Genomic DNA, 23367 nt, shown 5'->3' with positions numbered 1-23367 from the left:
GCCGCCCGGCACAACGAAGAAGCCGGTCGAAGCGACTTCGCGTCGCGTCAACCGGCCTCATGGGGCCGGTCCACTGCGGTGGGTGCATTACCGTCGCATGGTAATGAAGTTGCCATTGACGGCATATCCATCCAGCCCGTGGAGTTCGCCGTATGCGATCAGGTCGCTGGTGCGGTTGATGAACCCGCGTCCCGAATAGTTGAGCGAGGTATTGCAAAGAACGCTGAATCCGGTCAATTCGCCGAAGGAAGTGAGCAGTTCGGCCATTTCCGGGTTCGCCGTCGGGTCGACGGTCTGGGTGCGAGCCGTTCCGTCGACGTGTGTCACAGCCCGCAGTTCGCCGGATTCGACCTGGCTGAAGTACAGCATGTAGGGATCGGGGACCCCGCCGCCGAACCAGCGGCCCGCGTCCTGCTCCAGACAGATCGGGGCGATGGGGCGGTAGCCCTCGCGCTGCTTGATCTTGTTGAGCCTGCCTGTCGTCTCTTCGGTGAAGGGAGCGGCGAGGATCGATCGGTTCCCGAGCGCGCGGGGGCCGATTTCCCAGCGGCCCTGCGCCCAGCCGATGATGTTCCCGTCGCGGAGACGGCGGGCGACCTCGCCGTAGTGCAGCGGGCGGATTTCGTAGCGCTGCGGGTCGAATTCCATGTCCTCGACGAATTCGCCACCTGCGTAGACGTCCCAGTCCAGGCCGGCCGACCCGGTGTAGAAGTGCTGGGCGTCGATGGCGGTCCCGATCGCGGAGCCGCTGTCGTTGGGGCACGGCGGGACGAAGACCGCGGGAAAGAGCCCGCACTCGCGCCAACGGCGATTCCACTCGCAGTTGAGCCCGCAGCCTCCTGAGATGAGGAGCGGGAAGCCCTCCGTCAAATGCTCCCGGGCGTACGCGTGGAACCGGTCGAAGATGGCGTTCGACAGGCGGGCGGCGAGGTTCTTGTAGGCGTTCGATTCCACGCCGACGTTGTAGTAGGGGGAATCGGTCATCCGGTCCTTCAGGCTGCCGGTGATGACCTCCCGCTGGCCGAGTACGAAGTCGATGACTTCCTGCTCCGCCCGGGTCGTCGATCGGTTCTCGGCGAATCCGGCCAATGCCATCTGCTTGCCTGCGTCCTGGAAACGGACGAATTCCTCGTGCGAGCTGTACTTGGGGTCGGCGAGCGCGAAGCCGTAGGCGTACTTGTTTCCCGGGTAGTTGAGCACCTCCTGGAGATGAGTCACCTTCCCGTGCTCGTCGATGCGGTAGAACGAGCCGATGTTCCCCTCCCACACCAGACTGTAGAAGGGCTGATCCCTACGCAATGCTGACATTCCGTAGGACGTCATGATGTGAGAGCGCTCGTGTGTGGAGGAGAAGACACGCACGTCCTTCCCGAAGAACCGGCCGGCCTCGTCCGAAATCGCGGATTCGCCCACACCGAAGTAGCCGGCACGCGAGGGCTGATCGGTGGCCTGAGTCCCCTTGATCCAGCCGCTCACGGCGATGACGTCCGGCTGTTTGTCCAGTCGGTCCGCCGCTACGGCGAACACCTCGGCGGTCAGACCGCTGTAGCGGACGAACGAGTCCTTCTCCGCCTCCAGGGAGAAGAGCAGCTTCCCGTCCTCGACGGCCGCAATTGCTCCGTCATGGCCTTCCTTGAGGGAAAGAATCAGCATGATGGTCCGTTTCTCTGCGAATTTCCGACGACCTGACAGTTGGATGCAGGGATCAGACGGCGCCGGGACCGGCTGCCGCCGAGAGGACTTTCAGAGCGAGCTGGTGCAACTGTGGGTTGGCGGACAGGGCGCCGGTGCCATTTCGGGGCGAGGCTCCCGCGAGATCGGTACAGACACCGCCTGCCTCCGCCACGAGGATTTGAACGGCGGCGATGTCCCATGGGTTCACGACCGGTTCGGCAGCGATGTCGAGGGTTCCTTCGGCGACCATGCAGTGCTGGAGGAAGTCCCCGAAGGCACGGTCCTCCCAGCATTCTTCGGCCAGGCGTAGATATGCCTCACGTGAGTGGAAGACATCCCAGGTACGTGTGCTGGTGGTGGACAGGTAGGCGGTGGCGAGGCTGGTGTTGCCGGAGACCCGCAGAAGCAGGGGGGCGCTGTCGGCCGGCCCACGCCGCAGCCAGGCACCCTGTTCGGCAGCCGCCCACCAACGGCTGTGCAGGGCGGGAGCGCTGATCACGCCGACGGTGGGCCTGCCCTCCTCCAGCAGGGCGATCAGTGTGGCCCAGACCGGTACACCGCGCAGGAAGTTCTTGGTGCCGTCGATGGGGTCGACCATCCAGGCGCGCCCGGCTGTGACGGAGCCGCCCGTCTCCTCCCCGGCGAAGCCGTCGTCGGGGCGGGCGGATTCCAGTGCCTCGCGTACGGCCGTCTCGACGGCGATGTCCGCGTCGGTCACGGGCGTACGGTCCGGCTTCTCCCGGATCCTCAGGTCGAGGGCCTGGAAGCGACGGCTGGTGATGCCGTCGGCGATATCGCCGAGTCGCAGGGCCAGTTCGAGATCGTCCTGTTCGAGATCGTCCTGTTGTGACATGGGGCGCCTCACAGCACACCTCGTAGGTTTGGGGGGCTCGGCCCGTGGCGGTGCGGGCGGAGCGCCACGGACCGCCGGACTACTTCGCGCGCAGTTCGAGCATGTGGTACTCCATGACCCGGACTTCCTCGATCCGGCGCACGCGGCGCAGCAGTTCGACCCGCATGCCGGCTTTCTCCGCGATGCCGTCGAGCCGTTCGCGGTCCCCGAGGTCGGCCGTGCCCAGCAGCAGCCTTCCGCCGTCGGCCAGGTGCTGATGGGCGCCGGCGATATACCGGGCCTGGCCCTGGTAGCCCGGATCGAAGACGGCGGAGTGCAGATCGGTGGAGAGCGAGAAGCCGTCCTCCACATAGGTCCAGGGCACGTTCCAGAAGATGGCGTCGAAGCGGTCCGTGGGTTCGAGCGCCTTGTACATGTCGCTGTGGAGGACGCGCACCCGGTCGCTCACACCGTGCCGCTCGGCGTTGGCGGTCGTGTTGGCCACTGCCTTTTCATTGATGTCCAGCGCGGTGACGGATGTGCAGCCGTTGAGTGCGGCGGTCACGGAGATGACGCCTGTGCCACAGCCGACCTCCAGGAACGAGCCGCCCTCGGGATAGGGCACGATCGAGGCCATCACCTCGGTCGCGGCGCTCAGGGTGCTGGGGAAGACGCCTCGGTGCAGGCTCCATTCCCGCCCGAGCAGGGTGAAGGAGTCCGGCAGGTCGTCACCCACGAGGGCGTGCTGGAGGACTTGGGCCACGGCCTCGGGGGACTCCTTGACGGTCATCGTCTCTGCCTCTCCGGTGGTGCGGGTCATCGGGTCGGGCCGACGGCGTACCGCACGAGCGCTTCGCGGTTGCGACCGATCTTGCGGAAGGCTTCGGCGTACTGGTCGATGAGCGTCTTGTCCTCGGGCCAGTTGGTGAAGGTGGGCAGGGACAGCGCGTGCTTCTCGACGTGTTCCGCGTGCGAGCCGCTCTCCGGTGCGATGCCCTTCTTCGGCGTACCGGGGAAGAGGGGGTTCTCCTGGCGGGCGTAGAGCGGCAGGGCCGACAGCCGCGGGCCGGAGGGGGCACCGACCTCCATGCCTTCGGCGCGCAGCGCCTCGATGAGGACGGAGCGGGAGACACCGCCCAGTGCCTCGGGCCGGTAGAGCGGTTTGTAGCCGTACCAGGCGCCCATGTCGACGTGGTCGGCGACGTGTACCGGCTCCAGATAGGCCACGTCACGGAGTTGCCCGCCGAGGTGGCGCAGGCAGCGGTGCCGCGCCTCCTTGCGTGCCGGGAATGCTGCGAGCGCGTGCCGGGCGACGATGGCGTTGAACGGCGACATGCGCAGCTTCAGCCCGAAACCGGTGACCCAGTGTGCACGCAGGTCCTCGTCGAGGACGGCGTCCCGGGAGCGGTCCCGGTAGTGCCCGAGGAGAGTGGCGCGGTCGTGCACCTGGGGGTCGTTCGTGACGAGGATGCCGCCCTCTCCCGCATAGACGGCCTTGTTGGCCTGGAGGGAGAAGACCGCGGCGTCGCCGAAGGTGCCGACGGGCTTGCCCTTGTAGCGGCTGCCATGAGCGTGGGAGCAGTCCTCCAGAACGCGCAGCCCGTGTCGCTCGGCGATCCGCAGGATCGCATCCATGTCGCAGGGGTGGCCCCACTGGTGGACGACCGTGATCACCTTGGTCTTTTCGGTGAGCGCGGCTTGAAGTGCCCGCGGGTCCAGACCACGGGTGTCAGGGTCGATGTCGGCCAGGACCACGTCGCCGCGGAGCGCGAAAACGGGACTCAGCGCCGCATGGTAGGTGAGCGCCGGGCCCACGACGTCCACGCCTTCGCGCACACCGAGTGCGAAGTAGGCGGCGAAGAGGGCGCTGGTACCGGAGTTGAAGGTGACCGCGAAGCGGGCTCCGCCGTTCAGGAAGGCGAGGAAGTCGGCCTCAAGCCGGCCGATGGGACCGCTGTTGCCCTTGATGGAGATGTCGGTGTTCCGTTGCTCGGCCAGTTCCGACAGCTCCGCCGCGCCGGCGGGGGGCGGCCAGACTTCGTGCGGCAGCGGCTGTTCGATGACGGGTGTGCCTCCGAGGAGGGCGAGTTGCTCGGCGGTGGTCATGTGTCCTTCCTGCCTTCGCGGTTGGGCCCTGGGCGGTGCGGATCCGGCTCCTGCTCATCGCTGCTGAGCGATACGTTCCGCGGGCCTTGGAGGGTGGGATCAGGCGCACCGGTCGGCGAGTTCGTCGTGCTCGCGCAACCGATCCCGGTAGATCCCGTCGATCGTGCGTACGGAGAGGAGCTGACGCTGGAGGTGGTCCTGCCGGTAGTAGCGGTTGTCCAGCTGGCCCAGATGGTGAGCGATCATGGAACGCACCGCCTCGGTCTTGGGACCTTCCCAGGTGAGGCTCTCCAACGGCAGCCCTCCGATGGAATGCAGGACGGCGACCCCGGGGGCGACGTTCAATGCGCCCTGCGTACCGAGCACACAGAGGTGTTCGACCTTCTCGTAGTTGTGGCGTGAGATGCGCAGCGAGCCCGCCAGTCGCGTCGAGGGATAGCTGCACATGAGGCTGACGAGATCCTCAAGCCGGCGATCCCGCATCTCCTGGTAGCGGTGTACGAAGGCGGAGTGCACCCGCGGGGGTTCGGGTGCGGGGAACATTCCGCTGAGTACATCGATGAGGTGGTAGCCCATGTCGAGGAGCACACCGCCCATCGCCTGCTCCCTGGAGGCGCGCCAACCCGTGGTCGGATGGGCCAGGTTCAAGTGGTAGTCGTAGGAGAACCAGTAGGGCTGCCCGATCCGGGCGAGGTTCTCCTGGGCGAACTGGAAAACCGGGTTGAAGTTCCGTTGCAGCAGAGTGAAGACGCTGCGGTCGGCCCGTTGCGCCAGGTGTATCAGTTGCCGGGCTTCTCGCTCGGTGACGGCGAACGGCTTTTCCTTGATGACGTGCCTGCCGTGCGCCAGGAGTTTCGTACAGACCTGGAAGTGCTCACTGTGCGGCACGGTGACCACGGCGACGTCGAAGTCGATCCTTTCGAGTGCCTCTCCGAGGACGCCGTAATGCGGGAACCCGCACGCGTCGGCGAGTGATGAGGCCGCCGGGGCGGGGTCGACACCGCCGACGACATCTGCGTTCTCCCGCACGATCGGCAGATACTCCTTTCCTTGATGCCCAGCAAATCCGACCACCAGTACTCGCGGTCGGGGACGTACGTTCTTCGACCTGTCACTGGACATGCGGAATATCCCCTCGCAGAAGATCTGAGGATGACGCGGGCGCCAGGAAAGGATCGTGGAGATCCGATCGGACTCTTGGTCGCCGGGGATTCAGGGAACTCTTCGGTTATTCCCGGAAGAATCGGCGAGCCAGGTGTGTGCTGCGGTCACAACGTCCTTGATAAAGGTGCTTCCGCCCTGTGAGTTCTCATCGAGCAACGAGATTTCCTCGGCCGTGATCCAGGCGAACTCGGTGTGCTTGTCCCGTTCGAGTCGGGGCGAGGAGAGGTCCCCGTCCACCTCGACGACGTAGTCCGACTCGACATGCCGCAGTCCGTCCGCCGCCCACTCCTCGTGCGCCACCCGGGCAAGAACGCGGCGCAGCCGCCACCCGGTCTCCTCCGTGATCTCCCTGTGGAGCGCATCCAGGAGGAACTCCCCTTCCTCCACTGCTCCGCCGACGACGTCCCAGCACCCGGGGAAGAGGCGTCGGTCGGCCGAACGGCGCTGGACGAAGATCCGGTCGTACGGGTCGCGGATCAGCGCGCCCACCACAAGTCGGGGTTCGTCAGCCTCCGTCACGTCGGCCTCTCACCGGGCTCAGGCGCACCTGCCGCCACACGCCTTCTTTCGCGGAACGATCTGGCCATTCTTCCCTCGTTTCACCTGCACATGAGATTCGCGTGCGCCATGTACCGTGTAGAATAGAAAAGGAGTCGAACAGTCCGAAGAAAAATTCGAGCAGTAAGAATTTTTCTTCGGACTCGCGCTTGTCGCTGGGCCTGATTTTCCGTCCTGAATAATACCTGGAACCCTGTGCTGCGCAGGGGGTCACGTAAGACTTCGGACGCCTCGATTTCTTCTTGACACGGCATTAAGTAATATAATGAAAGAGCGACCCGGTAAGGTTTGCGCATGCAGTCGCGCGTAGGCGCTCCGGCGGTCTGAGTCAAACCGCGGGCCGCTATCGTGTCGGTCCGTCCACTCGGCTGGTGAGGCGTTTCCTCATTGCGCTTCGCCCGAGTGATCATTCTTTTCTGCCACTGTTGGACATTTCACGGTGGAACATGTTGGCCAGATTTGCCACTCATCGAGACCCGGTGGCGCTGCCCGTCGGCCACATGGACACGCAGGGGCACCCGCGCCCTTCGTTCACAGGCGGCGGGCGACCAGGAAGACGTAGCCGACCTGTGGGAGCGCACCGAACCGGGGGAGGGAGCGGGTGGAGTTGAAGAACTCGTAATGGGGGTCGTCGGCGGAGGGCACGACATCGGCGAAGGCATCGGCGAACGCCTGGTAGGTGCGCCGGACGTGCTCTCCGATGTCGTTGAAGTCCACCACCTCCAGACCGGCGCGGTCGAGGGCCGTGCGGAGTTCCGCCGGTTCGGGAAACGAGGGGGACTGGAACGCCCGGCACGTCTGGCGGACCGACTCCGCGGCATCCCCGGTCACCGGCGACCGGAGCAGCACATCGGTGATGACCAGCGGGCTACCGGGTCGCAGGGTCCGGGCGATCTCGGTGAGGGCGGCGGTCCGGTCGCTGATGTGCATCATGGACTCGATCGCCCAGGCACCGTCGAAGGACGCGGCCTCGAAGGGCAGTGCGCAGGCGTCCGCGTACCGGAAGTCCACCCGGTCGGCGAGCGCGGCGGCGTCCGCCCGGGTTCGGGCGAGGTCGATGTCCTCGTTGCTGACCGAGATTCCTGACACATGGGCGCCGGTGGCCCGCGCGATGCGCAGGGCCGGCCGTCCGGTTCCGCAGCCGACGTCCAGCAGGCGCCGGCCGGGTGCGGCGGCCAGCCGCCCCGCCACGAGGTCGGTGAGCCGGTCGGTGGCCTGGTTGAGGGAGCGGTTGTCCATGGCGCTGTCCCAGTAGCCGAGATGGATGTTTCCGTCGACGGCCGTGCCGTCTGCGGTCTCGGTCTGCTCGTCATGGAGCGGGCCGACGTCCAGTGAGGACGGGACGTTGTGGTGCACGGACGGGTCGTTGGTCATCGAGATCTCCCGAGCTTGAGGAATGTGTCAGCGGTGAAGAGGTCCGTCTGCCGCATTTCGCCGAATGACCGGTCAACGGCTTCCCGCGCGAACGCGATGTCCCCTGCTGCCTGTGTGGACGGCCGAGAGCGGGAAGGAGTGAAGCTCCGGCAGATACGCGCCATGCGTCCGCATGAGGGGCCGCACACCTCCGTAGGCGACGCGGAAGCCGGTGGCGACCTCGTCGAAGGCCAGAAGGACGTCGTGTCGCGTACAGAGCGCGCGTTGACCGCCTTCATCGCTACGGGGTCGTCCTTCAAAGGCGCGCGGTGCACCTGGGTTCTGGTGGCGCTCGCCGCGGAGCGGGTGTCGAAGGAGTCGATGACGTCCGTGAGGCGGCTGCCACAGACCCATCCGGTCGGTGTCTGACGGTGATGGGAACCGAGCGACGATTGTCCTGCGAGCGTGCGTAGTTCGTCCAGGGCGCAAAGTCGGCGTAGTCGCGGCCGAACCGCTGCGCACCAGACTCCGCAAACCCGCACTCGCGCCCCCGAGTTGGCCTCACCGTGCCTCCGCACGCCTGAAACCGGGCATCAGCGGCCCCAGGAAAACCGACCGCCCCACGAACACCCTGGGGACGAACAAGAAACGGCCATCCCCAGGGCTGGTCGTCACGCCTTCACCGAGCAGGATCCCCCAACACGAGAAAACTCCCAGCCCGGACGAGTCCGTGCTGGGAGTTCTGTGAAACCAACCTGGGTACCTGTATGAAATACCCGCGGTGTCCGAGGGGGGACTTGAACCCCCACGCCCGATAAAGGGCACTAGCACCTCAAGCTAGCGCGTCTGCCATTCCGCCACCCGGACCAGGTGTCTGTCGTGTGGCCCTTGGCCGTTCCGACGTGGAAAACCATAGCAAACATTCGCCGGTGCCCGATCGCCCCCCGTTCCGTATGACAGGCGTATGACATGCCGTACGGGAGGCGGGCCCGGCCTTGGGGTGCGGGGGCGGATCGCGGGAGTATGTGCGGGACCACCCAGCAAGGAACACCAGCAACGACCGTGGGAGTGAGCACTGTGAGCGAACCGAACGCGGGCAGGGCCGTCTCGGGTCAGGACGAGGTCGTCGACCTCTGCCGTGACCTGATCCGGATCGACACCAGCAACTACGGCGACCACTCGGGCCCCGGGGAGCGGCTCGCCGCCGAGTACGTCGCGGAGAAGCTCGCGGAGGTGGGGCTCGAACCGAAGATCTTCGAGTCCCACAAGGGCCGCGCCTCCACCGTCGCCCGGATCGAGGGCGAGGATCCCTCCAGGCCCGCTCTGCTCATCCACGGCCATACCGATGTCGTCCCTGCCAATGCCGACGACTGGCAGCACCACCCGTTCTCGGGCGAGATCGCCGACGGCTGTGTCTGGGGCCGTGGCGCGGTCGACATGAAGGACATGGACGCGATGACCCTCGCGGTCGTACGCGACCGGATGCGCAGCGGACGCAAGCCCCCGCGCGACATCGTGCTGGCCTTCCTGGCCGACGAGGAGGCGGGCGGCACCTATGGCGCGCGGTATCTCGTCGACAACCACCCCGGCCTCTTCGAGGGCGTCACGGAGGCGATCAGCGAGGTCGGCGGCTTCTCCTTCACCGTCAACGAGAACCTGCGGCTGTATCTGGTCGAGACGGCGCAGAAGGGCATGCACTGGATGCGTCTGACCGTCGACGGCACCGCCGGGCACGGCTCGATGACCAACAACGACAACGCCATCACCGAGCTGTGCGAGGCGGTGGGCCGGCTCGGCCGTCACCAGTGGCCGGTACGGGTGACCAAGACCGTACGGTCCTTCCTGGACGAGCTGTCCGACGCGCTGGGCACCCCGCTGGACCCGGAGGACATGGAGGCCACGCTCGCCAAGCTCGGCGGCATCGCGAAGATGATCGGGGCCACCCTGCGCAACTCCGCCGCCCCCACCATGCTCGGCGCCGGCTACAAGGTGAATGTGATCCCCGGCCAGGCCACCGCCCATGTCGACGGCCGTTTCCTGCCCGGACACGAGGAGGAGTTCCTGGCCGACCTCGACCGGATCCTCGGCCCGCGGGTCAGGCGCGAGGACGTGCACGGCGACAAGGCTCTGGAGACCAGCTTCGACGGGAAGCTGGTGGACGCCATGCAGACCGCGCTCTCGGCGGAGGACCCGATCGCGCGGGCCGTTCCGTACATGCTCTCGGGCGGCACGGACGCCAAGTCCTTCGACGACCTCGGGATCCGCGGCTTCGGTTTCGCGCCGCTGAAGCTGCCGCCGGAGCTGGACTTCGCCGGAATGTTCCACGGCGTGGACGAGCGGGTGCCGGTGGACGGCCTGAAGTTCGGTGTACGTGTACTGGACCGGCTCATCGACCACAGCTGACCGGACGACCCTCCTGACGCCCGTAATCGACTGCCTGTACGCACCGGACTGAGAAGGGTGAATCCGACCATAGGCTCGTAGCCTCATCAGCCCCTCCTCGTTACAGATGTGCGGTCCGCGGTTGGGTCCGCGTGTGACAACAAGGAGGAAAAATGATCAAGAAGGTCGTCGCTGCTGCGGCTATCACCGGTGGTCTGGTGCTCGCGGGTGCGGGCATGGCCGTCGCCGACGCGGGTGCCCAGGGTGCCGCCATCGGTTCTCCCGGCGTGCTCTCGGGCAACGTGGTCCAGGTTCCGGTCCACGTCCCGGTGAACGTGTGCGGCAACACCATCAACGTGGTCGGGCTGCTGAACCCCGCCTTCGGCAACACCTGCGTCAACAGCTGACGTTGGAGCTCGGCCCGCGAGGGTCTGAGCCCGGCCGGCCCCGGAGTGCGCGCCATGCACTCCGGGGCCGCTGGGCATCCTGTCCCCGGCACCGAAGTCCGTGGGCAGTCCGGAAAGGCAGAAGGCAGGGATCGAAGCTATGAGACAGGTCACGCGCAAAGGCCTGATCACCGTGGCGGCCGCGGGCGGCGTGCTCGCGCTCAGCGGTGGTTACGCGCACGCGGACTCGGGAGCGACTGCCACCGCGGCGAATTCTCCGGGCGTACTGTCCGGGAACAACGTCCAGGTGCCGGTGCACGCCCCGGTCAATGTGTGCGGGAACACCATCGATGTGGTCGGAGTACTCAATCCGACGTTCGGCAACAAGTGCGCCAACGCGTCGGGCACGGCACGCCCCGGGCACGGCGGCGGTGCGCACTCCACACCTCCGGGTGGTGGAGCGCACGGCGGTTACGGCGGTGGCGCCACCGACGGCGGTGGTTACGGCGGCGACTCGCACACCGCGCCGTCCGGCGGATCCCACGCCGGGGGCAGCGCCCACGACTCACCCGGTGTCGGCTCGGGCAATGTGGTCGAGGTCCCGGTCGACGTGCCCGTGAACGTCTGCGGGAACAGCATCGACGTCGTGGGCCTGCTCAACCCGGCCTTCGGCAACGGCTGCGAGAACGGGTCCCCCGGCACCCCGCCGGGCAAGCCGCAGCAGCCCGGCAATCCGGGGCAGCCCGGTCATCCCGGAGAGCCCGGTGTACCGGGCACACCCGGTAAGCCGGTCAAGCCCGGTGAGGCGCACAAGCCGGGTCCCCCGTCCGACCGGGCGATCCCGCCCGCTCCGAATGCTCATGAGGCGCAGAACGTCGCGAGCCCCAAGGGCACCGAGGAACTCGCTCAGACCGGTGCCGGCTCGCTCGGTACCGCGATCCCGGTGGGTGCCGGGATGCTGCTCGCGGGCAGCATCCTCTACCGCCGCGCCCGCTCCGCCGCGTAGTCGGAGACACACGGGACGGGCCGGCCGGACCACACGGACAGGTCCGGAGCGTACGGACAGGGGCGGGCCTCGCAGCAGCGGGGCCCGTTCCGCCGTATTCACCGGCCCGCCGTAATCACCAGGTGGCGCGTACCTGACGGATGATGCGACGGCGCAGTCGCACCCTGCGGCTGCCGTCCCGGTGCAGGCTCAGGCGGTCCAGTTCCCAGTGTCCGTACTCGGCGTGGTCGGTCAGCAGACGCGCCGCTTCCTTGCGGGAAACCCCGCGTGGCACGTACACATCGACAAATTCGTATTCCGGCATCGCATCTATTGTGCGGGCAGAGCCCCGGTACGGATAGCGTCTGCACTATGTCTGATGCTGCGCAGCCCACCGCTGCCGAGGTACGCGCTGCCGCCGAGGCGGTCAAGGTAGCCCTGGACCGCCACCTCGCGGCGGTCGAACTCCGCACGGGTGAGGACGACCCGGCTGTCTCCGAAGCGTTCAACGCCCTCGCCGTCGCGGCCGAGGTCTACGACGAGCGGCTCTACAACCGGTACGACGAGGTCACCCCCTTCGAAATCCCGGACCCGGACGACTCACTGCCGCCGTACAACGGTCCCGAGGAGCCGAACGCCCTCAGTGTGCTGATCCGGCGCGACTACGCGGTCGTGGAACCGCAGCGGCTGCTCGCACAGGCACAGCGCATCGCCGACGTGGACCGGGACACCGCGACCGGTGCCGTGGTCGGCAGCAGTGTGCACGCGGCCCTGGGAGTGCTCTTCGGGGAGTACGAACCGGACGAGATCGCCTCCAGGCACAAGGAGTTCGGGCTCGAAGAGGGCGACTCCACCCTCTGGGTCGCGGCGGCGGACGACCTCCCCGAACCGGGGGAGTGGCTGAGCGCCCCCTTCGACCAGGCCGACCCCCAGCAGGTGGTGTGCCGCTTCGACGTCAGCGCGGTCTTCGACGAGGACGATCTCGACGGGGACCTGGACGACCTGGAGGAGCAGGACGCCTGACCGTCGGCCGCCCGTCCCGCCTTCCGGGTACGAGTCCGGTCCCGGACTCGTACCCGGCCCGTACGGGGCTCCGTACGGGCGGCCGCGCCGGTCACCCAGGGGTCATCCGGCCGGGGAGCTGTGGGTCGCCGTCCGGGGCCAGTAGGCCTTCCACGAGGGCGCGCAGCCGGGTCGTGCGCTCCTGGGACGGGATCTGGGCCACCGCGTGGGGAAGCGCCTGGTCGACGCCGTGGACCACGGACAGGTGCCGGTCGCCCCGGCTGAAGGCCGTATGGACCCAGGGGCGGCTCAGCCCCTGGGCGGCGTCGCCGGGGAGCACCACCACCGCCGCCGGCCACCGCATCCCCGCGGCCTGGTGCGCGGTGAGTGCCCAGCCGTGGCGCACGGCCGACTCGACCCGGTCCCTCGGCACGACGACCGGCGCTCCCTCGCAGTCCAGCCGCAGCCCGTCGGCGTCCGCGGAGACCACCGAGCCCTGGAGCGTCCGGCCGGGCGACGGGGCGTAGGCGATCCTGTCCCCGGGGTCGAAACCGCCGAACCGGCCGGGGCCCGGATTGAGCCTCTCCTTGAGCGCCGCGTTGAGCGCGCGGGTGCCGGCCGAGCCGCCATGGCCCACGGTGATCACCTGTGTCTGTCCGGCGGTCGTCCCGAAGGCGCGCGGCACCGAGTCCGCGACCAACTGCACCGTGCGGTGCACCGCCTCGCCCGCGTCCCGCACCGGAACGATCACGACTTCCCGGCCGGGTGCCTCCACCTGGTTCAGCTCGCCGATGCCGATCCCGGAGACCAGCTCGCCGATCGGTCCCGGATCGGGCGTACGGGAAACGATCCGCGGGCACACCCGGGCGGCCAGCAGGTCGGCGAAGACCCGGCCCGCGCCCGCCGACCACAGCACCCCCGGGTCACCGCTGAGCACCAGTCGGCCGCTGTCCGGCAGCGACTCCACGATCATCGCCGCCGTCTCCACGTCCAGCTGCGGCGCGTCCAGCACGACGAGGAGATCGAGCGCGAACATGCCGTCCGCGTCCCGCCCGGGGCCCTCCGTACCGGCGAGCAGCCCGGCCACGGTGACCGTGTCCGATGCCGCGCCGTCACGCGACGCCGAACGGGCGCGACCGTTCTCGCTGTGGGCCGCGACGACCGCGCGGATCCCGAGCGTACGGGCGGCCTCGGCCAGGGCGAGCGGCTCCGCGCGCGCGGCCTCGCCGCCCGTGTGCAGGACGAGCCCATGGCCGGCGGCGGCGCGGATCAGCTCGGCGGAAGAGGGCGAGGCGGCCGCCTGCGCGGCCTCCTCCCAGGACGCCTCGGGGCCGGTCTTGACCAGCCGCGCGAGTCCGTCGGCCAGGCTCTCCTCGGCGAGGGCGTAGCGGTCGAGCCCCAGCAGCACCGGGGCCGCCGACGTCCCGTCCGCGTCCTCGCCGGGCTCCGGGGCCTGTGCCGCCTCGCTCTCCGCCGCGTCCTCCGTCCCCTCCGCGCCCTCTTCCGGGCCGTCCTGGAAGACGAGCACGGCGCCCTCCGCGACGGCGTGCCGCACCGCCTCGTCCGGATCGGGCACCCCGTGCCCGGCCAGCGCGGCACGCACCGACGCCGCCTCCAGCGCGGTGTGGCCCTGGAGGGCGGCACGCTCCAGCAGCCATCCGACGAGCGCGGCGACCCTGCGTTCGTCGCCGGGGCCGCACTCCGCCCCGAGCAGCGCCCGTGCGAATCCGTCGGCCTGCTCGGGCCGCACACCGGGCACGGCGAGCAACTGCCACGGGTCCTCGCGCAGCGCGCCCGCGGCCTGCTCCCCGAGCACGCCCGTGACCTGCCCCGCCAGTGCCTCCGGTGCGCCGCCCTCGGCGAGCACGGCCCGCACGGCGGACACGGCCCCCGGCGGGGCGCTACGAGGGGCCGACGAGGGCGCCGAGGCGGCCTGGCGCTGAGCAGCCTGCGCGGGTGCCTGTGCCCGGTCCGGGACGGCGGGCGCGGAGGCGGGTGCGGCCGGCCTGGGCGGGCGCACCAGGGCCGGGTCCACCGGTGCGCCGCTCTCCACGGCCCGGACGGCCGCCAGGAGATCGGCGGCCTGACCGCTCAGCTTGGCACCGGCGGCGATCGGCCCGGCCCTCTCCGCCTTCCGCTGCTCGATCCGCTCCCGCAACTCCCGCTGCGCGGCCATCTCGGCCTCGGCGTCGGACACTTCAGGGGTGGCTGTCCCACCGGCGCCCGCGGCTTCCGCCGCGTCGGCCTTCTCTGCCGCCTCCGCCTCCTCGGCCGCCTCGGCGGTCCCCGCCTCCGCGGCCGGGGCGGACATGTCGGCATCCCCCTCGCCCCTGAGCTCGGACTCGGGCTCCGACGCCGGGTCCGCGGGGTGCCGGCCCGTGTCGGCCATCGGCTCGGCCTCCTCCATGGCGGCGGCGGTGTCGCGGTCCGTACTCACAGCGTGCTCCAGTCCTGGTCGGGGTAGCGGTGCACGGGCGCCGACACGTCGTCGAGCGCCTGGCAGATCTCGTCAGGAAGACTAAGGCTCTCCACTGACAAAGCGGCCGTGAGCTGGTGCGCCGTGCGCGCGCCGATGATCGGCGCCACCACCCCCGGGCGGTCCCTGACCCAGGCGAGCGCCACCTCGAGAGGCGTCGTGGCGAGCCCCTCCGCGGCCGTCGCGACCGCGTCCACGATCCGGCTCGCCGCCTCGTCGAGGTAGGGCTCGACGAACGGCGCCATATGGTCCGACGCACCGCGTGAGTCCGAGGGCGTGGTGTGCCGGTACTTGCCGGTGAGCACCCCGCGGCCGAGCGGCGACGAGGGCAGCAGCCCGACCCCCAGGTCGATCGCGGCCGGCAACACCTCGCGCTCCACGCCGCGTTGCAGCAGTGAGTACTCCATCTGCGTACTGGCCAGCCGGGTCCGTATGCCGGGTGCGGCCAATTGCCAGGTGGCGGCCTTGGCCAGCTGCCAGCCGCAGTAGTTCGACACTCCCGCGTACCGGGCCCGGCCGCTGGTGACCGCGATGTCCAGCGCGTGGAGCGTCTCCTCCAGCGGCGTCCCGGTGTCGAAGGCGTGTATCTGCCACAGATCCACGTAGTCCGTCCCGAGCCGCTCCAGCGAGGCGTCGAGCGCCGCCAGGAGATGCCCGCGCGACCCGTCGAAGCGCCGGTACGGATCGGGCACGCTGCCCGCCTTGGTCGCGATGATCAGGTCGCGGCGCGGTACGAGCCGTTCGACGAGCTGCCCGAGCAGATATTCGGCCTCGCCGCCGCCGTACACATCCGCGGTGTCGACCAGCGTTCCGCCCACCTCCCAGAATGTCTTCAACTGGTCGGCGGCGTCATGCTCGTCGGTGTCCCGACCCCAGGTCAGGGTGCCGAGTCCGATTCGGGACACACGCAGGCCGGTACGGCCGAGATGCCTCTGCTCCATGGCTGCTGAGATTACTGGCCATGGCCCCACGCGGAGAGAACCTGTGGACAACCCGCCCCTGACGGATGCCCGCGTCGCGCGCTAGAGTCGCCCGGCACAGGGACGTTACTCATCGGTAAGGGGAGTGGTTATGCGGCTCGGCATCAACCTCGGGTACTGGGGCGCGGGGATGGACAGCGACAACCTCGCGGTCGCGCAGGAGGCCGACCGGCTCGGCTATGACGTCTGCTGGGTGGCCGAGGCGTACGGATCCGACGCCCCGACCGTGCTGAGCTGGGTCGCGGCGCAGACGGAGAGCATCGACATCGGCTCGGCGATCCTTCAGATCCCGGCCCGTCAGCCCTCGATGACCGCCATGACGGCGGCCACTCTCGACTCGCTCTCCGGCGGCCGGTTCCGGCTCGGACTCGGCGTCTCGGGCCCCCAGGTCTCCGAGGGGTGGTACGGCGTGAAGTTCGACAAGCCCCTCGCCCGCACCCGGGAGTACGTCGAGATCGTCCGCAGGGCCATGACACGGGAGCGGCTGTCGTACGAGGGCGAGCACTGGACGCTGCCGCTGCCCGGCGGCCCCGGCAAGCCGCTGAAGCTCACCGTGCACCCGGAGCGCGAGCGCATCCCGCTCTACATCGCCGCGATCGGGCCCAAGAACCTGGAACAGACCGGCGAGATCGCCGACGGCGCGCTGCTGATCTTCCCCTCCGCGGAACACCTGGAGGACACGGCGATCAAGCATCTGCGCGCGGGCCGAGAGAAGGCCGGCCTGACCATGGAGGGCTTCGACGTGTGCCCCACCGTGCCGATCGCCCTCGGCGACGACGTCAACGTCCTCGCCGATTTCTTCCGCCCGTACACCGCCCTCTACGTGGGCGGTATGGGCAGCCGCAAGCAGAACTTCTACAACCAGCTCGCACAGCGCATGGGGTACGAGAAGGAGGCCGCCGAGATCCAGGACAAGTACCTCTCCGGCGACAAGGAGGGCGCCGCGGCGGCCGTACCGCACGAGCTGATCGACTCGACGACGCTGCTCGGTCCGGTGGAGCGCATCGCCGACCGGATGCGCGCGTACGCCGCCGCGGGCGTCACCACGCTGACCCTCGCGCCGGCCGGGTCCACGCTCGAGGACCGGATCGCCGCGCTGCGCGCCGGTACGGAGGCCCTGGAGCGCGCCGGACTGGTGTCGTAGCCCGGGGGGTCGGCCCCGCGCCCCCGAATGGGCGATGGCCGTAGCCGCGCGTACGGGAGAGCAGTCCGCGGCCGTGGTGGGGCTCGGGGCCGACCCCGCCACGGCCCTCACGTACGGCAACGCGCCCGGCGGCCGAAGTCACCGCGGCGTTCCGGGCCCGGCGAAGACCGGCTGGGCAGGGCCCGGAACGCCGGAGCCGCCTTCGTGGTCCTTCGTTCGGCTCAGTCTTTCGGCTCAGTCGAACGGCGCACCTGTTGCCCGTCATCCCGCACCCCATTTGACTCGGTTTCTGCGGATGTCTGTATGGAGGTGGCAGTGATGCTCTCGGCTCGAAGCCTGTTCCAGGAAATCCTGGACGACGATCGGTCCTTCCGGCTCTTCTGCTCCATCGCGGCCAGCGGCGAGGCGCAGGGCGGCTGGGAGAACGGCCGTATCGCCGCCCTGGTGCCGGAGAGCATGCGGCACCTCGCCCCGAAGATCACCCGGCACGGCGCGGACGAGGACAAGCACGGGCGGATTTTCACCGCCCTCCTCAAGAAGCGCGGCCTCGAACCCGTACCGGTCCCGTGGGAGACCGACTACACCATGCTGCTGGAACGCCGGGGCATCGGGCTCACCCATACGAAGCTGCGCCGTGACGAACCGCTCGGCGAGGAGGACATCCTCGTCTATCTCGCGCACAGCCGGATCACCGAACAGCGGGCCGCCGACCAGATGGTGATGCTGGTCAGGTACTTCGGCGAGAACCCCGAGGTCGGCAACGCCGTCAAGATCATCAGCCAGGACGAGGACAACCATCTCGCCTACTGCCACGAGGAACTTCTGCGGCTGGCCCGCGAGGGGCACGGCCCGCTGATCCAGCGCACCCTGCGGCTCTGTGCCCTCGCGGAGATCCAGATCTACCGCCAGGTGAGCCTGGCGGTGATGGAGCGGATGGGGCGGCTCCTGGGCTGGCCCGCGCCCAAGGCGGCGGCGCTCGCGGCGGGGATCCATGGTGTGTACGGGTACGAACGGCTGGCCGGCTGGCGCCGGATGGTCAGCCTGACGATGCCGGAGCGACGCGACGCCCTCGGCGGCCCGGCCACCCCGGTCCCGGCTCTCTGACCCGGCCGCTCCGGCCCCGGTCCACCGCCCCGGCCGCCGCGCACCGGCCCCGGACTCCGGCTTCCGCCCGCCCCGCCTCGGGCGCGCTGAGAGCTCGCTCCGCCTCGGGCGCGCTGAGAGCCGGCTCCGCCTCCGTCGCGCTCAGAGCCAGCCCCGCCGCTTGAACATCCGGTGCAGTCCGAAGACCGCGGTCACCATGAACCCCAGCACCGCGGGATACGCCCACACATACCCGAGCTCCGGCATGTGCACGAAGTTCATCCCGTAGATCCCCGCGACCAGCGTGGGAACGGCGGCCATGGCCGCCCACGCCGAGATCTTCCGCATGTCGTCGTTCTGCCGCACCCCCATCTGCGCGAGGTGCGCCGCGAGGATGTCGGAGAGCAGCCGGTCCAGCCCCTCCACCTGCTCGTTGGCGTGCAGCAGGTGGTCGTTGACGTCCCGGAAGAACGGCTGCGAGTGATCATGGACGAACGGCACGCCCGCGCCCGCCAGCCGGGCCATCGGCGCCGCCAGCGGCACGCTGGCGCGGCGGAACTCCAGCACCTGCCGCTTGAAGTTGTAGATCAGCTCCGCGGTCGGTTTCGCGGTCGCCGAGAAGCGGGACGACGGTGCCCCGTTGTCGTCCCCGCTCGGTGCGAAGACCTCCGCCTCCAACTCCTCCAGGTCGACCTGGAGTTCCCCGGCCACCTCGATGTAGTGGTCCACGATCTCGTCGCTGACGGCGTACAACACCGCGGTGGGGCCGTGCTTGAGCACCTCGGGCTCCGATTCGAGCCGCTGCCGTACGGCGGCGAGCGGGGCGCCCTCGCCGTGCCGGACCGTCACCACGAAGGAATCGCCTATGAAGACCATCAGCTCACCGGTGGAGACGGTGTCGCTCTCGGGCTCGTACTCCACCGGTTTGAGGACCACGAACAGCGAGTCGTCGTAGATCTCCAGCTTGGGCCGCTGATGGGCGGTGAGCGCGTCCTCCACGGCCAGCGGATGCAGCCCGAACTCGCTGCTCACCAGACCGAACTCCTTCTCGGTCGGCTCGTGCAGCCCGATCCACAGGAACGCGTCCCCCTCGGCACGGGCCTCGTCCAGGGCGTCGGAGAAATCGGCGGGCCCGTCGGTGCGGCGTCCGTCACGATAAATTGCGCAGTCCACGATCACGGCGGGCATTCTTCCCGTTCCGGGGCGTCGTACGCACATCTGGCGGTTGAACCGGAGTACCAGCCTCCGAGCCGCTTGCGGGCGCTGACCGGCGGCCGGACCGCCGGCCGGCCCGGAGCGGTTGACGGGAGGCCGCACGTCCCCGGCGACCCGACCGAGGACCGGTACGCCGGACAGGGCCTACCCTGGCGGGCATGGCCACGTTGATCCTCGTACGTCATGGACGGTCCACCGCCAACACGGCGGGCCTGCTCGCGGGCTGGACCCCGGGCGTCGCCCTTGACGAGCGCGGCGCCGCCCAGGCGGCCGCGCTGCCCGGACGGCTGGCCGGCGTGCCGCTCGCCGCCGTCGTCACCAGCCCGCTCCAGCGCTGCCGGGAGACCCTCCAGCCGCTGCTGGACGCCCGGCCGGGGCTGGAGGTGCGGACCGACGAGCGGATCGGCGAGTGCCACTACGGCGACTGGTCGGGCCGCAAACTCGCCGAACTGGCCGACGAGCCGCTGATGACGGTCGTCCAGCAGCATCCCTCCGCCGCCGCCTTCCCCGGCGGCGAGTCGATGCGCGCCATGCAGGCGCGTGCCGTGGACGCCGTACGGGAGTGGAACGCGCGCGTCGAGGAGGAGCACGGCGAGGACGCCGTCTTCCTGATGTGCTCGCACGGGGACATCATCAAGGCGCTCGTGGCCGACGCCCTCGGGATGCATCTCGATCTTTTTCAGCGGATCCATGTGGACCCGTGCTCGGTGACGGCCGTCCGGTACACCCGGTTGCGTCCGTTTCTGCTACGACTCGGCGACACGGGCGATCTCGGCGGACTCGCGCCGCGCGAGAACACCAGCGGGGGCAGCGGTGTTGTAGGGGGCGGCGCGGGAGCACCGTGATCGCTCCGCGCAGTAGGGTGGACGCGCCGTCCGAGTGATCCAGGGGTCCTGCCCGGCCCCGGTTCCCGGTACGCCCCATTCCGTGTCCGCCGATTTCCAAGGGAGACAGGACGTGTCCCGTCAGGTGTTTCTCTACGACCCTCCGGACCGCTTCGTGGCCGGTACGGTCGGGCTGCCTGGGCGCCGTACGTTCTTCCTACAGGCTTCCGCCTCGGGGCGCGTCACCAGCGTCGCCCTGGAGAAGACCCAGGTGGCAGCGCTCGCCGAGCGGATCGATGAACTGCTCGACGAAGTCGTACGCCGTACCGGCGGTAATGCCCCCGTACCGGCCATGGCGCCCTCCGAGATCTCCGACTCCGCCCCGCTCGACGCGCCCGTCGAGGAGGAGTTCAGGGTCGGCACGATGGCGCTGGCCTGGGACGGTGACGAGCAGCGCATGATCGTCGAGGCACAGGCCCTGGTCGAGCTGGACGCCGACACCGACGAGGACCTGGCCGAGGCCGAGGAGCGGTTGCTCCAGGACGAGGAGAACGGTCCGCCGATGCTCCGCGTACGTCTGACCGGAACCCAGGCCAGGGCCTTCGCCAAGCGCGCGCTCGACGTGGTCAACGCGGGCAGGCCGCCGTGCCCGCTGTGCAGCCTGCCGCTCGACCCGGAAGGACACGTATGCCCGCGCCAGAACGGATACCGCCGCGACGCGTGACCTCGCCGGAGAGCGCGACTCCGTCGGAGCGTGCGGTCCCTTCCGTACCGGAGAGCGCGAAGTCCCCGGACGGCGTGAGCGTGATCGACCTGCTCACCAAGGGTGAGCTGACCGTCCTCGGCCGTATCACCGGCGCGTCCAACGCGGCGCTCTACTGCGCGGTCTCCTACGAGGGCCGGGAGGCGCACTGCGTCTACAAGCCCGTCGCGGGGGAGCAGCCCCTGTGGGACTTCCCCGACGGGACGCTCGCGCAGCGCGAGGTGGCCGCCTACGAGGTCTCCGAGGCGACCGGCTGGGCCCTGGTGCCGCCGACCGTCCTGCGGGAGGGCCCCTACGGCGAGGGCATGTGCCAGCTGTGGATCGAGGCGGAGCCCGAAGAGGACGATGCCTCGGGAACGGGCCGCCTGCTCGCCCTGGTCGAGGACGAGGAGCCGGGCGAGGGCTGGAAGGCGATCGGTTTCGCCGAGGTCGGTGAGGGGCGGACGGCCCTTCTGGTGCACGCCGACGACGAACGGCTTCGGCGGCTCGCCGTCCTCGACGCGGTGATCAACAACGGTGACCGCAAGGGCGGCCATCTGCTGCCCGCGCCCGAGGGACGGCTGTACGCCATCGACCACGGCGTCACCTTCAACGTGGACGACAAGCTGCGCACCCTGCTCTGGGGCTGGGCGGGCGAGCCCCTGACCGCCGAGGTGCTGGAGGTGCTCGCCCGGCTGGAGGACGGTCTGGCCCGGTCGGCGCCGCTCGCCACCCGGCTGGCCGAACTCATCACGGCGGCCGAGACCGACGCCGTACGCTCCCGGGTCCGTGAGTTGCGGCGTACGGGTCGCCACCCGCAGCCCTCGGGCCAGTGGCCGGCCATCCCCTGGCCACCGGTGTGAGGAGCGCCGGGCTTCCGGTGTGAGCCCCGCCGCCGAGGCCCGGGTGCGAGCCTCTCCCCGCCACCGGCATGGCTCCTCCCGGCCGCTGGTGCGCGTCCCGGAGCCCGGCCTTCCCGGGGCCGCAAGCAGCTCCCGGCCGCTCGCGCAAGAGGGCCCAACCGGCCAGGAACGCGCATCCGGTTGTTATCCGGAAGCGGCATCCGGTTACGCTCATGACATGCATGCCTGGCCCGCTTCCGAGGTCCCCGCCCTGCCTGGCAAGGGCCGCGACCTCAGGATTCACGACACCTCGACCGATGGCCGAGTCACCCTCGAGCCTGGTCCCGTCGCCCGTATCTACGTCTGCGGCATCACTCCGTACGACGCGACCCACTTGGGTCACGCGGCGACCTACAACGCGTTCGACCTGGTTCAGCGCGTGTGGCTCGACACGAAGCGGCAGGTTCACTACGTCCAGAACGTGACCGATGTCGACGATCCGCTGCTGGAACGGGCACAGCGCGACGGAGAGGACTGGACCGGGCTCGCGGAGCGCGAGACGGCGCTCTTCCGGGAGGACATGACCGCCCTGCGGATGCTGCCGCCCCGGCACTACATCGGTGCCGTCGAGTCGATACCGGGCATCGTGCCGCTGGTGGAGCGGCTGCGCGAGGCCGGAGCCGCGTACGACCTCGAAGGCGACGTCTACTTCTCCGTGGCGGCCGATCCGCACTTCGGCGAGGTCTCCCGTCTGGACACGGAGGCCATGCGGTTGCTCTCTGCGGAGCGCGGCGGTGACCCCGACCGACCCGGCAAGAAGAACCCGCTCGACCCGATCCTGTGGCTGGCCGCCCGTCCGGGCGAGCCGAGCTGGGACGGGGGCACTCTGGGCCGTGGCAGGCCCGGCTGGCACATCGAGTGCGTGGCCATCGCCCTCGACCACCTCGGCATGGGCTTCGACGTCCAGGGCGGCGGCAGCGATCTGGCCTTCCCGCACCACGAGATGGGCGCCTCGCACGCCCAGGCGCTGACGGGGGAGCACCCGTTCGCCAAGGCCTACGTACACGCCGGCATGGTCGGTCTCGACGGCGAGAAGATGTCCAAGTCCAAGGGCAATCTCGTCTTCGTGTCGACGCTGCGCCGCGACGGCGTGGACCCGGCCGCGATCCGTCTCGCCCTCCTCGCGCGCCACTACCGCTCCGACTGGGAGTGGACGGACCAGGTGCTCCAGGACGCCGTGGAGCGGCTGGCCCGATGGCGTGCGGCGGTGTCGCGGCCCGACGGCCCGTCGGCCGAGGCGCTGGTCGAGGACATCCGCGAGGCACTGGCCGACGACCTGGACGCGCCGACGGCGCTCGCGGCCGTCGACCGCTGGGCCGCGCTTCAGGGCTCCACCGGCGGTACGGACGAGGGGGCGCCCGGCGTCGTCTCCCGTGCGGTCGACGCGCTGCTGGGTGTCGCGCTGTAGGAAGCGCATGAATGTCGTGCCCGTGTCGTGGGCCCCCCCCCCCCCCCGGGGGGGGGGGGCCCCCCGGGGGGGGGGGGGGGGGGGGGCCCCGGCCGGGCGGGGGTGGAAACGCACACCGCCGGGGCGCACCGCCCCCCCCCCCCGACACCCC

At 69.7% G+C, this 23367-nt stretch carries 22 protein-coding genes and 1 tRNA gene; 11 read left to right on the top strand and 12 right to left on the bottom strand.

Annotated features, from left to right (window positions below; translation table 11 throughout):
* Positions 1-87 precede the first annotated feature (87 nt).
* The 7 genes from ACIOJD_RS30170 to ACIOJD_RS30140 all read right to left on the bottom strand — a co-directional run bounded on the left by ACIOJD_RS30170 (position 88) and on the right by ACIOJD_RS30140 (position 7708).
* Positions 88-1653, bottom strand: coding sequence for a carbamoyltransferase C-terminal domain-containing protein (locus tag ACIOJD_RS30170; RefSeq protein ID WP_401919219.1), 1566 nt, complete (start codon positions 1651-1653; stop codon positions 88-90).
* 52 nt (positions 1654-1705) lie between these two features.
* Positions 1706-2527: a histidinol-phosphatase gene (gene hisN / locus ACIOJD_RS30165; RefSeq protein WP_401919218.1), complete on the bottom strand. Its 822-nt coding sequence runs from the start codon at positions 2525-2527 to the stop codon at positions 1706-1708.
* 79 nt (positions 2528-2606) lie between these two features.
* Positions 2607-3326: a methyltransferase gene (locus ACIOJD_RS30160; RefSeq protein ID WP_401919217.1), complete on the bottom strand. Its 720-nt coding sequence runs from the start codon at positions 3324-3326 to the stop codon at positions 2607-2609.
* Positions 3323-4612 (bottom strand): DegT/DnrJ/EryC1/StrS family aminotransferase, encoded by a 1290-nt coding sequence (locus ACIOJD_RS30155; RefSeq protein ID WP_401919216.1) that lies wholly within the window; start codon positions 4610-4612, stop codon positions 3323-3325. The genes ACIOJD_RS30160 and ACIOJD_RS30155 overlap by 4 nt, the downstream gene beginning before the upstream one ends.
* Positions 4613-4711: 99 nt before the next feature.
* Positions 4712-5734, bottom strand: a complete 1023-nt coding sequence (locus tag ACIOJD_RS30150; RefSeq protein ID WP_401919214.1) for a Gfo/Idh/MocA family protein — start codon at positions 5732-5734, stop codon at positions 4712-4714.
* A 90-nt stretch (positions 5735-5824) separates the two neighbouring features.
* Entirely contained in the window at positions 5825-6295 is a 471-nt protein-coding gene (locus tag ACIOJD_RS30145) for an NUDIX hydrolase (RefSeq protein ID WP_401919213.1), read from the bottom strand.
* 570 nt (positions 6296-6865) lie between these two features.
* Positions 6866-7708 (bottom strand): class I SAM-dependent methyltransferase, encoded by an 843-nt coding sequence (locus ACIOJD_RS30140; protein WP_401919211.1) that lies wholly within the window; start codon positions 7706-7708, stop codon positions 6866-6868.
* Between the two features lie 162 nt (positions 7709-7870).
* Between ACIOJD_RS30140 and ACIOJD_RS30135 the strand changes: the two genes are divergently transcribed.
* Positions 7871-8116, top strand: a complete 246-nt coding sequence (locus ACIOJD_RS30135; RefSeq protein WP_401919210.1) for a hypothetical protein — start codon at positions 7871-7873, stop codon at positions 8114-8116.
* 353 nt (positions 8117-8469) lie between these two features.
* On the opposite strand, the gene ACIOJD_RS30130 is transcribed toward ACIOJD_RS30135, so the two are convergent.
* Positions 8470-8554: transfer RNA gene (locus ACIOJD_RS30130), tRNA-Leu, on the bottom strand.
* Positions 8555-8764: 210 nt separating this feature from the next.
* Between ACIOJD_RS30130 and ACIOJD_RS30125 the strand changes: the two genes are divergently transcribed.
* The 3 genes from ACIOJD_RS30125 (at position 8765) to ACIOJD_RS30115 (ending at position 11461) form a co-directional block, all read left to right on the top strand.
* Complete coding sequence (locus ACIOJD_RS30125; RefSeq protein WP_401919208.1) at positions 8765-10090, top strand: M20/M25/M40 family metallo-hydrolase; 1326 nt, start codon at positions 8765-8767, stop codon at positions 10088-10090.
* Between the two features lie 152 nt (positions 10091-10242).
* Positions 10243-10476, top strand: coding sequence for a chaplin ChpH (gene chpH / locus ACIOJD_RS30120; protein WP_401919207.1), 234 nt, complete (start codon positions 10243-10245; stop codon positions 10474-10476).
* A 139-nt stretch (positions 10477-10615) separates the two neighbouring features.
* Positions 10616-11461: a chaplin family protein gene (locus ACIOJD_RS30115; RefSeq protein ID WP_401919206.1), complete on the top strand. Its 846-nt coding sequence runs from the start codon at positions 10616-10618 to the stop codon at positions 11459-11461.
* Positions 11462-11576: 115 nt separating this feature from the next.
* Here the strand turns inward: ACIOJD_RS30115 and ACIOJD_RS30110 are convergent, their stop codons facing one another.
* Positions 11577-11765 carry a DUF5703 family protein gene (locus ACIOJD_RS30110; protein WP_030354641.1) on the bottom strand — a complete coding sequence of 63 codons (189 nt, stop codon included), beginning with the start codon at positions 11763-11765 and terminating at the stop codon, positions 11577-11579.
* Positions 11766-11812: 47 nt separating this feature from the next.
* Here ACIOJD_RS30110 and ACIOJD_RS30105 point away from each other — a divergent pair, with 47 nt between their 5' ends.
* Positions 11813-12463 carry a hypothetical protein gene (locus tag ACIOJD_RS30105; protein WP_401919205.1) on the top strand — a complete coding sequence of 217 codons (651 nt, stop codon included), beginning with the start codon at positions 11813-11815 and terminating at the stop codon, positions 12461-12463.
* 91 nt (positions 12464-12554) lie between these two features.
* On the opposite strand, the gene ACIOJD_RS30100 is transcribed toward ACIOJD_RS30105, so the two are convergent.
* On the bottom strand, positions 12555-14831 hold the full coding sequence (locus tag ACIOJD_RS30100) for a helix-hairpin-helix domain-containing protein (RefSeq protein WP_401919399.1): 2277 nt from the start codon (positions 14829-14831) through the stop codon (positions 12555-12557).
* Positions 14832-14875: 44 nt separating this feature from the next.
* Positions 14876-15859, bottom strand: coding sequence for an aldo/keto reductase (locus tag ACIOJD_RS30095; protein WP_401919204.1), 984 nt, complete (start codon positions 15857-15859; stop codon positions 14876-14878).
* A 130-nt stretch (positions 15860-15989) separates the two neighbouring features.
* On the opposite strand from ACIOJD_RS30095, the gene ACIOJD_RS30090 reads away from it, so the two are divergent.
* Positions 15990-17042, top strand: coding sequence for an LLM class F420-dependent oxidoreductase (locus ACIOJD_RS30090; RefSeq protein WP_401919202.1), 1053 nt, complete (start codon positions 15990-15992; stop codon positions 17040-17042).
* A 318-nt stretch (positions 17043-17360) separates the two neighbouring features.
* Positions 17361-18146: a ferritin-like domain-containing protein gene (locus tag ACIOJD_RS30085; protein ID WP_401919200.1), complete on the top strand. Its 786-nt coding sequence runs from the start codon at positions 17361-17363 to the stop codon at positions 18144-18146.
* 141 nt (positions 18147-18287) lie between these two features.
* On the opposite strand, the gene ACIOJD_RS30080 is transcribed toward ACIOJD_RS30085, so the two are convergent.
* Positions 18288-19313 (bottom strand): magnesium and cobalt transport protein CorA, encoded by a 1026-nt coding sequence (locus tag ACIOJD_RS30080; RefSeq protein ID WP_401919199.1) that lies wholly within the window; start codon positions 19311-19313, stop codon positions 18288-18290.
* Between the two features lie 185 nt (positions 19314-19498).
* On the opposite strand from ACIOJD_RS30080, the gene ACIOJD_RS30075 reads away from it, so the two are divergent.
* The 4 genes from ACIOJD_RS30075 (at position 19499) to mshC (ending at position 23216) form a co-directional block, all read left to right on the top strand.
* Complete coding sequence (locus ACIOJD_RS30075) at positions 19499-20185, top strand: histidine phosphatase family protein (RefSeq protein WP_401919197.1); 687 nt, start codon at positions 19499-19501, stop codon at positions 20183-20185.
* 112 nt (positions 20186-20297) lie between these two features.
* Entirely contained in the window at positions 20298-20888 is a 591-nt protein-coding gene (locus tag ACIOJD_RS30070) for a DUF3090 domain-containing protein (protein WP_401919196.1), read from the top strand.
* On the top strand, positions 20852-21769 hold the full coding sequence (locus tag ACIOJD_RS30065) for an SCO1664 family protein (protein ID WP_401919195.1): 918 nt from the start codon (positions 20852-20854) through the stop codon (positions 21767-21769). The genes ACIOJD_RS30070 and ACIOJD_RS30065 overlap by 37 nt, the downstream gene beginning before the upstream one ends.
* 217 nt (positions 21770-21986) lie before the next feature.
* The gene (gene mshC / locus ACIOJD_RS30060) at positions 21987-23216 is read left to right on the top strand and encodes a cysteine--1-D-myo-inosityl 2-amino-2-deoxy-alpha-D-glucopyranoside ligase (protein ID WP_401919194.1); all 1230 of its coding nucleotides are present in this window, start codon (positions 21987-21989) and stop codon (positions 23214-23216) included.
* Positions 23217-23367: the final 151 nt, after the last annotated feature.

Source organism: Streptomyces sp. NPDC088116, assembly GCF_044741745.1.
GTDB lineage: Bacteria > Actinomycetota > Actinomycetes > Streptomycetales > Streptomycetaceae > Streptomyces.
This window is presented reverse-complemented; position numbering and strand designations above follow the sequence as displayed.

What these genes read in the sequence shown, in the direction of transcription:
- ACIOJD_RS30090 (WP_401919202.1), top strand. Translation starts at nt 15,990, where the DNA reads ATGCGGCTCGGCATCAACCTCGGGTACTGGGGCGCGGGGATGGACAGC.
- ACIOJD_RS30170 (WP_401919219.1), bottom strand. Translation starts at nt 1,653, where the DNA reads ATGCTGATTCTTTCCCTCAAGGAAGGCCATGACGGAGCAATTGCGGCC.
- ACIOJD_RS30115 (WP_401919206.1), top strand. Translation starts at nt 10,616, where the DNA reads ATGAGACAGGTCACGCGCAAAGGCCTGATCACCGTGGCGGCCGCGGGC.
- ACIOJD_RS30065 (WP_401919195.1), top strand. Translation starts at nt 20,852, where the DNA reads ATGCCCGCGCCAGAACGGATACCGCCGCGACGCGTGACCTCGCCGGAG.
- ACIOJD_RS30085 (WP_401919200.1), top strand. Translation starts at nt 17,361, where the DNA reads ATGCTCTCGGCTCGAAGCCTGTTCCAGGAAATCCTGGACGACGATCGG.
- ACIOJD_RS30080 (WP_401919199.1), bottom strand. Translation starts at nt 19,313, where the DNA reads ATGCCCGCCGTGATCGTGGACTGCGCAATTTATCGTGACGGACGCCGC.
- ACIOJD_RS30100 (WP_401919399.1), bottom strand. Translation starts at nt 14,831, where the DNA reads ATGGCCGACACGGGCCGGCACCCCGCGGACCCGGCGTCGGAGCCCGAG.
- ACIOJD_RS30150 (WP_401919214.1), bottom strand. Translation starts at nt 5,734, where the DNA reads ATGTCCAGTGACAGGTCGAAGAACGTACGTCCCCGACCGCGAGTACTG.
- ACIOJD_RS30135 (WP_401919210.1), top strand. Translation starts at nt 7,871, where the DNA reads ATGCGTCCGCATGAGGGGCCGCACACCTCCGTAGGCGACGCGGAAGCC.
- ACIOJD_RS30155 (WP_401919216.1), bottom strand. Translation starts at nt 4,612, where the DNA reads ATGACCACCGCCGAGCAACTCGCCCTCCTCGGAGGCACACCCGTCATC.
- ACIOJD_RS30095 (WP_401919204.1), bottom strand. Translation starts at nt 15,859, where the DNA reads ATGGAGCAGAGGCATCTCGGCCGTACCGGCCTGCGTGTGTCCCGAATC.
- hisN (WP_401919218.1), bottom strand. Translation starts at nt 2,527, where the DNA reads ATGTCACAACAGGACGATCTCGAACAGGACGATCTCGAACTGGCCCTG.
- ACIOJD_RS30140 (WP_401919211.1), bottom strand. Translation starts at nt 7,708, where the DNA reads ATGACCAACGACCCGTCCGTGCACCACAACGTCCCGTCCTCACTGGAC.
- chpH (WP_401919207.1), top strand. Translation starts at nt 10,243, where the DNA reads ATGATCAAGAAGGTCGTCGCTGCTGCGGCTATCACCGGTGGTCTGGTG.
- mshC (WP_401919194.1), top strand. Translation starts at nt 21,987, where the DNA reads ATGCATGCCTGGCCCGCTTCCGAGGTCCCCGCCCTGCCTGGCAAGGGC.
- ACIOJD_RS30160 (WP_401919217.1), bottom strand. Translation starts at nt 3,326, where the DNA reads ATGACCCGCACCACCGGAGAGGCAGAGACGATGACCGTCAAGGAGTCC.
- ACIOJD_RS30105 (WP_401919205.1), top strand. Translation starts at nt 11,813, where the DNA reads ATGTCTGATGCTGCGCAGCCCACCGCTGCCGAGGTACGCGCTGCCGCC.
- ACIOJD_RS30075 (WP_401919197.1), top strand. Translation starts at nt 19,499, where the DNA reads ATGGCCACGTTGATCCTCGTACGTCATGGACGGTCCACCGCCAACACG.
- ACIOJD_RS30110 (WP_030354641.1), bottom strand. Translation starts at nt 11,765, where the DNA reads ATGCCGGAATACGAATTTGTCGATGTGTACGTGCCACGCGGGGTTTCC.